The organism is Streptomyces sp. bgisy130 (assembly GCF_057708345.1).
Window position 1 is genome coordinate 1 of record NZ_JBYISA010000082.1, and the last position, 10257, is coordinate 10257.

The 10257-nt window shown below is 68.8% G+C and carries 10 protein-coding genes and 1 riboswitch; of the genes, 9 read left to right on the forward strand and 1 reads right to left on the reverse strand.

The window, feature by feature from the left end; translation table 11 throughout:
- From AC3EUV_RS37850 to AC3EUV_RS37860, 3 genes are all read left to right on the forward strand, one after another.
- The coding region (locus AC3EUV_RS37850; protein WP_435604864.1) for a cbb3-type cytochrome c oxidase subunit I at positions 1–439 on the forward strand (439 nt) is incomplete at its 5' end.
- Positions 436–834: a cytochrome c oxidase subunit 4 gene (locus tag AC3EUV_RS37855; protein WP_128506350.1), complete on the forward strand. Its 399-nt coding sequence runs from the start codon at positions 436–438 to the stop codon at positions 832–834. The genes AC3EUV_RS37850 and AC3EUV_RS37855, both read left to right, overlap by 4 nt.
- A gap of 134 nt (positions 835–968) precedes the next feature.
- A complete protein-coding gene (locus tag AC3EUV_RS37860) occupies positions 969–2237 on the forward strand; it encodes a L,D-transpeptidase (RefSeq protein WP_432147082.1) in 1269 nt (422 codons plus the stop codon).
- A 19-nt stretch (positions 2238–2256) separates the two neighbouring features.
- On the opposite strand, the gene AC3EUV_RS37865 is transcribed toward AC3EUV_RS37860, so the two are convergent.
- On the reverse strand, positions 2257–2658 hold the full coding sequence (locus tag AC3EUV_RS37865; RefSeq protein WP_432147081.1) for a DNA-binding transcriptional response regulator: 402 nt from the start codon (positions 2656–2658) through the stop codon (positions 2257–2259).
- A 263-nt stretch (positions 2659–2921) separates the two neighbouring features.
- On the opposite strand from AC3EUV_RS37865, the gene ctaE reads away from it, so the two are divergent.
- The 6 genes from ctaE (at position 2922) to AC3EUV_RS37895 (ending at position 10171) form a co-directional block, all read left to right on the forward strand.
- Positions 2922–3542: an aa3-type cytochrome oxidase subunit III gene (ctaE, locus tag AC3EUV_RS37870; RefSeq protein ID WP_387247357.1), complete on the forward strand. Its 621-nt coding sequence runs from the start codon at positions 2922–2924 to the stop codon at positions 3540–3542.
- Between the two features lie 77 nt (positions 3543–3619).
- Positions 3620–4429 carry a cytochrome bc1 complex diheme cytochrome c subunit gene (gene qcrC, locus AC3EUV_RS37875; protein WP_432147080.1) on the forward strand — a complete coding sequence of 270 codons (810 nt, stop codon included), beginning with the start codon at positions 3620–3622 and terminating at the stop codon, positions 4427–4429.
- Positions 4426–5490 carry a cytochrome bc1 complex Rieske iron-sulfur subunit gene (qcrA, locus tag AC3EUV_RS37880; RefSeq protein WP_432147079.1) on the forward strand — a complete coding sequence of 355 codons (1065 nt, stop codon included), beginning with the start codon at positions 4426–4428 and terminating at the stop codon, positions 5488–5490. Before qcrC ends, qcrA begins: the two co-directional genes overlap by 4 nt.
- Positions 5487–7124, forward strand: coding sequence for a cytochrome bc1 complex cytochrome b subunit (gene qcrB, locus AC3EUV_RS37885; RefSeq protein ID WP_432147078.1), 1638 nt, complete (start codon positions 5487–5489; stop codon positions 7122–7124). The genes qcrA and qcrB overlap by 4 nt, the downstream gene beginning before the upstream one ends.
- Positions 7125–7296: 172 nt before the next feature.
- Complete coding sequence (gene trpD / locus AC3EUV_RS37890) at positions 7297–8361, forward strand: anthranilate phosphoribosyltransferase (protein ID WP_432147077.1); 1065 nt, start codon at positions 7297–7299, stop codon at positions 8359–8361.
- A gap of 91 nt (positions 8362–8452) precedes the next feature.
- Positions 8453–8570: riboswitch (SAM riboswitch) on the forward strand.
- Positions 8571–8740: 170 nt separating this feature from the next.
- On the forward strand, positions 8741–10171 hold the full coding sequence (locus AC3EUV_RS37895) for an aminotransferase class V-fold PLP-dependent enzyme (protein ID WP_432147076.1): 1431 nt from the start codon (positions 8741–8743) through the stop codon (positions 10169–10171).
- Positions 10172–10257 lie beyond the last annotated feature (86 nt).

Here is a 10257-nt window from a genome sequence, read left to right on the forward strand (position 1 = left end):
CAAGATCACGTTCTGGACGCTGTTCGTGGGCTTCCACGGCACCTTCCTCGTCCAGCACTGGCTGGGTGCCGAGGGCATGCCGCGGCGTTACGCGGACTACCTCGCGGCCGACGGCTTCACGGCGCTGAACACCATCTCGACGATCAGCTCGTTCCTGCTGGGCCTGTCGATCCTGCCGTTCATGTACAACGTCTGGAAGACGGCGAAGTACGGCGAGAAGATCGAGGTCGACGACCCCTGGGGCTACGGCCGCTCGCTGGAGTGGGCGACGTCCTGCCCGCCGCCGCGGCACAACTTCCTCACCCTGCCGCGTATTCGCTCCGAATCCCCGGCGTTCGATCTGCACCACCCGGAGATCGCAGCTCTTGACGCGCTGCACAACGGCCGCGCCACCGAGGACGACAAGAGCCTCGCCGGCGGCAAGGAGGCGGGCAAGTGAAGATCCAGGGCAAGATGTTCATCTGGCTCTCCGTCTTCGTCCTCGCCATGGCGATCGTCTATGGCGTCTGGTCGAAGGAGCCCGCGGGTACCACCGCACTGTTCCTCGCCTTCGGCCTGTGCATCATGGTCGGCTACTACCTGGCCTTCACGGCCCGGCGGGTCGACGCGGGTGCGCAGGACAACGAGAACGCCGAGGTCTCGGACGACGCCGGTGAGCTGGGCTTCTTCAGCCCGCACAGCTGGCAGCCGCTGTCCCTGGCCGTCGGTGGCGCGCTCGCCTTCATGGGCGTCGTCTTCGGCTGGTGGCTGCTGTACTTCTCCCTGCCGGTGATCCTTGTGGGTCTCTTCGGCTGGGTCTTCGAGTACTACCGCGGCGAGAACCGCACGCAGTAACGGCACACAGCTGCCGTCGGGCGGGCCCGGACACCTCAACAGGTGTCCGGGCCCGCCGCTTTTGGTGGCGCGGGCCAGACCCGTTTGCAGTCCTCCAGCGCGCTGAGACAGGTGATTCTTCATATTTTTGGGGCATGAGTCACAGACCTCGAACCCGGACGGTGCTGAGCTGCGGCCTCCTGCTCGTGCCCCTTGCGGTGAGCGCCACCGCGTGCGGGGGCTCGGATTCGGAAGCGCTCTCCGCCAATCCCTACGACGCGGCCGACCAGATCTCGGCCAACACCCCCGACGGCAACAAGAAGGCGGACCCCGACAAGCCGCTTGAGGTGTCCGTCAACGGGGACGACGCGCGCATCACCGACGTCACGGCCACCGACTCCACCGGCCGCTTCGTCCACGGCGAGCTGAGCGCCGACGGCAGGCACTGGCGCACCACCGCGCCGCTGGCCGCCGGCTCCCGCTACACGGTGCGGGTGAGCACCGAGGAGGACGGTGAGCCCGGCCGCAAGACGCTCGTGGTCAACACCAAGGAGGCGAACGGCCAGTTGACCGCCGCCTTCGGCCCGAAGGCCGGCGAGTACGGCGTCGGCCAGCCGGTCACCGCGGAGCTGAGCCAGCCCGTCAAGGACCCGAAGGCCCGCGCCATCGTGGAGAGCGCCCTGAAGGTCGATTCCATGCCGCGGGTGCAGGGCGCCTGGCACTGGGTGGACGACAAGAAGCTGCACTTCCGCCCGAAGGAGTACTGGCCCGCCCACGCCTCGATCTCGGTGCACAGCAACCTGGCGGGCCTGAAGATCGCCAAGGGGCTCTACGGAGGCCCGTCCAAGCCCGTGAAGCTCACCACCGGCGACCGGGTGGAGGCGATCACCGACGCGGGCACGCACCAGCTCACGGTGTGGCGCAACGGCGAGTCGATCAAGACCATCCCGGTGACCACCGGCAAGCCCGGCTTCTCCACCCGTAACGGCATCAAGGTCGTCCTCGGCAAGGAGAGCTTCGTACGGATGCGCAGCTCGACGGTCGGCATCGCCGCAGGCTCGGAGTCCTACGATCTGCCGGTCTACTGGGCCACCCGGGTGACCTGGAGCGGCGAGTACGTCCATGCCGCACCCTGGTCCGTCGGATCACAGGGCGCGGCGAACGTCAGCCACGGCTGTACGGGCATGTCCACGGGCAACGCCCAGTGGTTCTTCAACACGGTGCGGGTCGGCGACATCGTCAAGGTGCTCAACAGCGGCGGCGACATGATGACGCCGTTCGGTAACGGCTTCGGTGACTGGAACATGCCCTGGAAGGAATGGCGGGACGGCAGCGCGCTGAACAACAAGGCCTCCAGCACCACAGGAGCCGCCGAGCGGGAGCAGAACCCGGTTGGCGAGGCCCGGCTGCGCCCGCGGATCTGAGCGCCGCCCAGCAGGCCGCTCAGGCCTGTACGAGGTTCCTGCGGCGCAGCAGCCCGGCCAGGGTGTCGGCGAAGGCCACCGGGTCCAGCGGATGGGTCACCGCGGCGTCCGCCCGGCTCCAGGTGGCCAGCCAGGCGTCCTGGGGGCGGCCGATCAGCAGCAGCACCGGCGGACACCGGAAGATCTCGTCCTTGATCTGCCGGCAGACGCCCATGCCGCCCGCGGGCGCGGTCTCGCCGTCCAGGACACAGACGTCGATGCCGCCCTGCTCCAGGGCCGTCAGGACGGCCGGTGCGGTGGCGCACTCCAGGATCTCGATCTGCGGGGCATCGGCGGCGGGGCGCCGTCCGGCCGCCAGCCGGACCTGCTCGCGGGTGTTGGCGTTGTCGCTGTAGACCAGCACCGTGGCAGTCGCCTGCATCGTTCCTCCACGCTTCGTAGCGGCACAGCATCGGGTGGGGCGGATGCTACTCCCGCAAGGGGCGCCGGCAGGAGGGGTTGACCGGATCCAAGATCTCCCCGACGGCCCGTCAGGACCGGCACCGGCGGGCCCGCGGCACGGCGGCCGGCCGGCTGCGTCCCTCCTTCGAGCGACCGCCGGAACGGTCCGTACGAGCAGGGCATACGCCCTTGACACACCGAACGGCACCCCCCGGAGTGAGGGCGGGATAAGCGACCGACATAATGTCGGTCGTGGCGACAGCAACGACAGTAGAAACCGGGCACGCGCACCCGTCGGTCAATCGGCCGAACCTCACCAGCGTCGGAACCATCATCTGGCTGAGTTCCGAGCTGATGTTCTTCGCGGCCCTCTTCGCGATGTACTTCACCCTTCGATCGGTGACCGGATCCGAGTATTGGAAGGAATCCGCCAGTGCGCTGAATCTTCCGTTCTCCGCGACCAACACCACGATCCTGGTGCTCAGCTCGCTGACCTGCCAGCTCGGCGTGTTCGCCGCCGAGCGCGGGGACGTCAAGAAGCTCCGGGCCTGGTTCGTGGTCACCTTCGTCATGGGTGCGATCTTCATCGGCGGTCAGGTCTTCGAGTACACGGAACTGGTCAAGCACGAGGGCCTGTCGCTCTCGTCCGGCCCGTACGGCTCGGTGTTCTACCTGACCACCGGCTTCCACGGACTGCATGTGACGGGCGGTCTGATCGCCTTCCTGCTGGTCCTGGGCAGGACGTACGCGGCCAAGAGGTTCACCCACACGCAGGCCACCGCGGCCATCGTCGTGTCCTACTACTGGCACTTCGTCGATGTCGTCTGGATCGGCCTCTTCGCCACGATCTACCTGATCAAGTAGTCCGGACCCATACCGGCTCGAATCAGACAGACATATCCAAAGCATCGACGCAGAAGATCCTGACACCGGGGTAATCCGTGAAAAAGCTCTCCGCACGACGGCGCCATCCGCTGGCGGCGCTCGTCGTCCTACTCTTCGCGCTGGCGGTCACTGGGGGGGCGTACGCCGCGTTCGCTCCGGCGGACAAGGCTCAGGCCGATGACACCGCCCAGTCTCTTGCCATCAAGGAGGGCAAGAAGCTCTTCGCCGTCGGCTGCGCCAGCTGCCACGGCACCGGCGGTCAGGGCACCTCCGACGGCCCCAGCCTGGTCGGCGTCGGCGCCGCAGCCGTGGACTTCCAGGTGGGCACCGGCCGCATGCCGGCCCAGCAGCCCGGCGCCCAGGTGCCGCGGAAGAAGAACATCTACACCAACGCCCAGATCGACCAGCTCGCGGCCTACGTCGCCTCGCTGGGCGCCGGTCCGACCGTGCCGGACAAGGAGCAGTACAGCCCCGACGGCGCCAACATCGGCAAGGGCGGCGAGCTGTTCCGCACCAACTGCGCGCAGTGCCACAACTTCACCGGTAAGGGCGGCGCCCTGACCGATGGCAAGTACGCACCGACGCTCGAGGGCGTGGACCCGAAGCACATCTACGAGGCCATGGAAACCGGCCCGCAGAACATGCCCTCCTTCGGTGACGGTTCGCTGTCGAAGCAGAACAAGAAGGACATCATCGCGTACCTCGGCGCCGTCAACGGCGATGAATCCGAGAGCCCCGGCGGCCTCGACCTCGGCGGTCTCGGTCCGGTCAGTGAGGGTCTCTTCGGTTACATCTTCGGCCTGGGCGCACTGATCGCGGTCGCCATCTGGGTCGCAGCCCGGACTACGAAGGCCAAGAAGTCATGAGTGAGACTGGACGACACGAAGACGTGCCAGAAGAAACCCTTCCCGGTGAGCGGGAGACGGCTCACGAAGGTGCGGTGACCACGGCGGAGAACCCGTTCGCCGACCCGGGTCTGCCGCCCCACGAGCACCGTGCCCAGGACATCGACGACCGGGCCGCCAGGCGCTCCGAGCGCACCGTGGCGCTTCTCTTCGTCGTGTCCATGATCGCCACGGTCGCCTTCATCGCCGCGTACGTGGCGATCCCGATCGAGCAGAACGTCTACATCTGGCCGCTCGGTCACATCAGCGCGCTGAACTTCGCGCTCGGTCTGACGCTGGGCGCGGCGCTCTTCTGCATCGGCGCCGGGGCGGTCCACTGGGCCCGCACGCTGATGTCGGACGAGGAGGTCGCCGACGAGCGCCACCCGATCGAGGCGGCGCCGGAGGTCAAGGCCAAGGTCATGGCGGACTTCGCCCAGGGGGCGAAGGAGTCGCAGGTCGGCCGCCGCAAGCTGATCCGCAACACGATGTTCGGCGCGCTGGCCCTGGTGCCGCTCTCCGGTGTGGTGCTGCTGCGTGACCTCGGGCCGCTGCCCGGGAACAAGCTGCGCACGACGAACTGGAAGAAGGGCGTCCGCCTGGTCAACCAGGCCACCAACCTCCCGCTGCGTCCCGAGGACATCGCGGTCGGCTCCCTCACGTTCGCCATGCCGGAGGGCCTGGAGGAGCACGACGAGGAGTTCGCGCAGAAGATCGCCAAGGACGCCCTGATGCTCGTGCGGATCCAGCCGCAGAACATCAAGGACAAGCACGAGCTGTCCTGGTCGCACGAGGGCATCGTGGCGTACTCGAAGATCTGCACCCACGTGGGTTGCCCGATCAGCCTGTACGAGCAGCAGACGCACCACGTGCTCTGCCCCTGCCACCAGTCGACGTTCGACCTCTCTGACGGCGGTCGGGTGATCTTCGGTCCGGCCGGACACGCCCTGCCGCAGCTGCACATCACGGAGAAGGACGGCTTCCTGGAGGCCGCAAGCGGCTTCGAGGAGCCCGTCGGCCCGAGCTTCTGGGAGCGCGGATGAGTAACGAGACGAGCGCGACCACCCCGCGCCGTGGCCAGGCGCCACGGGGCGAGCGGATCGCCGACTGGGCGGACGGCCGGCTGGGCATCTACAGCCTGGCCAAGTCCAACATGCGCAAGATCTTCCCGGACCACTGGTCCTTCATGCTGGGTGAGGTCGCGCTTTACAGCTTCATCATCATCATCCTGACCGGTGTCTATCTGACGCTGTTCTTCCACCCGAGCATGGCCGAGGTGACCTATCACGGTTCCTACGTGCCCATGCAGGGTGTCCGGATGACGCAGGCCTTCGAGTCGACGCTGGACATCAGCTTCGACGTGCGTGGTGGTCTGCTGATCCGCCAGATCCACCACTGGGCCGCGCTGGTGTTCCTGGCCGCGATGATGGTCCACATGATGCGGGTGTTCTTCACCGGCGCCTTCCGCAAGCCGCGCGAGGTCAACTGGCTGTTCGGCTTCCTGCTGCTGGTGCTGGGCATGTTCACCGGCTTCACCGGCTACTCGCTCCCCGACGACCTGCTCTCCGGTACCGGTGTGCGGTTCATCGAGGGCGTCATCCTGGCGATGCCGCTGGTCGGTTCGTACCTTCAGTTCTTCATCTTCGGCGGGGAGTTCCCGGGGCACGACATCATCCCGCGGTTCTTCACGGTGCACGTCCTGCTGCTGCCGGGCATCATGCTCGGCCTGCTGGTGGCGCACCTGATCCTGGTCTTCTACCACAAGCACACGCAGTTCCCGGGTGCCGGCAAGACCAACAACAACGTCGTGGGCATGCCGCTGCTGCCGGTCTACATGGCCAAGGCCGGAGGCTTCTTCTTCCTGGTCTTCGGTGTGATCTCGGTGATCGCCGCGATCGCCAGCATCAACCCGGTGTGGGCGATCGGCCCCTACCGGCCCGACCAGGTGTCCACCGGCGCCCAGCCCGACTGGTACATGGGCTTCGCCGAGGGTCTGGTGCGTGTCATGCCGGGCTGGGAGTGGAACTTCTGGGGCCACACCCTCAACTTCGGTGTGCTGATCCCGATCCTGGTCTTCCCGCTGGTCCTGGTCGCGATCGCGGTCTACCCGTTCATCGAGTCCTGGGTCAAGGGCGACAAGCGCGAGCACCACATCCTGGACCGCCCGCGCAACGTCCCGACCCGTACCGGCTTCGGTGTCGCCTGGCTCGTCGCGTACTTCGTGATGCTGATCGGTGGCGGTAACGACCTGTGGGCGACGCACTTCCACCTGTCGATCAACTCGATCACCTGGTTCGTGCGGATCGCGTTCTTCGTCGGACCGGTGCTGGCCTTCATCGCCACCAAGCGGATCTGCCTGGGCCTCCAGCGGCGCGACAAGGACAAGGTGCTGCACGGCCGCGAGTCCGGCATCATCAAGCGCCTGCCGCACGGTGAGTTCATCGAGGTCCACGAGCCGCTCGACCAGGAGCAGCTGCACCTGCTCACCCAGCACGAGCAGCCCGCGCCGCTCGAGCTGGGCCCGGAGGTCGACGAGAACGGTGTGGAGCGCAAGCTGAAGCGCTCGCAGAAGCTGCGCGCCAAGCTCTCCAAGGCCTACTACGGCGAGGACAACGTCATCCCGAAGGCCACGGTCGAGGAGTACAAGGAGATCAGCAGCGGCCACGGCCACCACTGATCACCGCAGCGCTACCTAGCGCACCGTAGCCAGTACGCCACCCAGAGGGCCCCGTCCGTTCCCCAAGCTCTTAAGGAGCAGGGGATACCCCAACCGGACGGGGCCCTCCGGCGTGCCCGGCGGCTCGATAGGGTGAACGGCATAAGCAGGAGACAATCCAGGAGAGTGGACCATGAACGTTGTGACCCCGGTTGGCGGCGACAGCGTGGCGGCCCACACCTGGCCGGAGCTCCTCAACGCCCTGCTCGCCGGCCGTGACCTCAGCGCGGACGACACCGCCTGGGCGATGGACAAGATCATGCGGGGCGAGGCCAGCGACGCCCAGATCGCCGGGTTCGCGGTGGCCCTGCGCGCCAAGGGCGAGACCGTCGCCGAGATCTCCGGCCTGGTGCGCACCATGTACGCGCACGCCCGGCTGATCGAGGTCCCCGGCCCCAGCGTCGACATCGTCGGCACCGGCGGCGACGGCGCCAAGACCGTCAACATCTCCACGATGTCCTCGATCGTGGTGGCCGGGACCGGCGCCAAGGTCGTCAAGCACGGCAACCGCGCCGCCTCCTCCGCCAGCGGCGCCTCCGACGTCCTGGAGAAGCTCGGCGTCAACCTCGACCTCACCCCGCAGCGCGTCACCGAGGTCGCCCGGGAAGCCGGCATCACCTTCTGCTTCGCGGTGAAGTTCCACCCCTCGCTGCGCCACGTCGCCAACGCGCGGGCCCAGCTCGGCATCCGCACCACCTTCAATGTGCTGGGCCCGCTGACCAACCCCGCGAAGGTCCGCGCCCAGGCGACCGGTGTCGCGGACGCCCGGATGGCGCCGATCCTGGCCGGGGTGCTCGCCGAGCGCGGCTCGTCGGCACTGGTGTTCCGCGGCGACGACGGCCTCGACGAGTTGACCACCACCGCGACCTCCCGGGTGTGGATCGTCCGGGACGGCACGGTGCGCGAGGAGTCCTTCGACCCCCGGGACGTAGGCATCCCCCTGGTGCCGGTGGAGGCGCTGCGCGGGGCGGACGCCTCGTACAACGCGGATGTGGCCCGCCGGGTGCTGGACGGGGAGACCGGCCCGGTGCGCGACGCGGTGCTGCTGAACTCCGCGGCCGCGCTGGTCGCCCTGGAGCCGGCGGACGCTCCGCTGGCCGAGCAGATCCGGGCCGGGATCGAGCGCGCCGCCGCCTCGGTCGACTCCGGCGCGGCCAAGCGGGCGCTGGAGCGCTGGGTGGCCGCCAGCAACACCTGAGCGCACGGTGACGCAGGGTGTGACGCAAGGCCCAGTCCGTCATATGGACCGGGCCTTGCGCCGCTTTGCCCGTGTGGCATGATTCTGCCCAGGTCACGAGTGACAGCGATGCAGGCCCCGGCCCGCTGTCCGGCAACCCTCCTTCCGTGGCGGGGTGCCCCGGGTGATGACCAGGCCGCAGGCAGCGAGGTCTGCGGCAAGCGCGGATCCCTCGCCAGGGATCCTGGTCCCCGAGGGAGAACTTCCGTGAATCAGCGAATGCGATAGGGCCCGACGGCCCCTTTTCCGCATCCCTTTTTCTTTTCCCGCCGCGGTGCCCCGGCGCGCCCTCCGCGCCCCCGCACGCGGCGAATTCGCTTACCTCTCACGGGAGTTCGCCATGTCTGTTTCCGCCGTTGCCGCCGACCGCTCCGTCTGTGCCCCGCTGCCGGTTCTCGGCCGGGATGTCCGCGTCCCGCTCGTGACCGGCGGCGAGGTCGACTACGCCGCGCTGGACTACGCCGCCAGCGCCCCCGCCCTCCAGCGGGTCTGGGACGACGTGGCGGCCTACGCCCCGTACTACGGCAGCGTGCACCGCGGCGCCGGATACCTCTCGCAGCTGTCCACCGACCTCTTCGAGAACAGCCGCCGCACCATCGCCGAGTTCCTCGGCTGCCGCATCGAAGGGGGCCCGGGCGAAGCCCGGTCCGGCAAGGGCGGTGGCGGGCGACGGGAGGGCGACCAGGTCGTCTTCACCCGGTCCACCACCGACTCGCTGAACCTGCTCGCCGCCGTACTCCCCGAGAACACCCGGGTGTTCGTCTTCGAGACCGAGCACCACGCCTCGCTGCTGCCCTGGGAGCAGCGCCCGGACGTCACGGTGACCTACCTCAACGCACCGCGCACCCCGCAGCAGGCCGTGGACACCCTGGAGAAGGCGCTGGCCGCACGCGAGCCCTACGGCCCGGCGCTGGTCTGCGTGACCGGTGCGTCGAATGTGACCGGTGAGCTGTGGCCGGTGCGGGAGCTGGCGGCCGCCGCGCACGCGCACGGCGCCCGGATCGTGCTGGACGCCGCGCAGCTCGTCCCGCACCACCCGGTGGACCTCGCCGAGCTGGACGTGGACTGGGTCGCCTTCTCCGGCCACAAGCTCTACGCGCCGTTCGGCGCCGGGGTACTGGCCGGCCGCGCGGACTGGCTGCGGGACGCCGCACCGTACCTGGCCGGCGGCGGCGCCAGCCGCAAGGTCTCCCGGCGCACGGACGGCGGGGTGGACGTCGAGTGGCACACCACCGCGGCCCGGCACGAGGCCGGCTCGCCCAACGTCATCGGCGCCTACGCCATCGCCTCGGCCTGCCAGGCCCTGACCGAGGCCGGCTTCGACGGCCTGGTCGCCCGCGAACAGGAACTGATCGCCCGCCTCCGCACCGGCCTGGCCGAGGTACCCGAGGTGAACGTCCTCTCCCTCTTCGGCGAGGACGCGGCACGCGTCGGCGTCCTCTCCTTCGTCGTCGAAGGCTGGAACAGCTCCCACTTCGCCGCCGCCCTCTCCGCCGAGTACGGCATCGGCGTCCGCGACGGCCTCTTCTGCGCCCACCCCCTCGTCCGCACCCTCCTCGGCAGCGAGCCCCAGGACCCCGGCGAGTGCGGCGCCCCCGACGCGGCCCCCGGCGAAAAGTCCCTCAACGCCATCCGCGTGAGCTTGGGCGTTGGCACGCCGGACGAGCACGTCGACCGCTTCATCCGTGCGGTCACGGAACTGGTGAGGCAGGGGGCCCGCTGGAACTACCAGACGGAGGACGGCCGTTGCGTGCCGGCGCGTAGCGCCTAGCCTTCCCACGTTTTCGGCTGTCCCGTCGTGGGGGACCTCGCCGTTGCGCCTGCGGCGGGCGGGGCCGCTGCGCGGGGCTGTTGGGG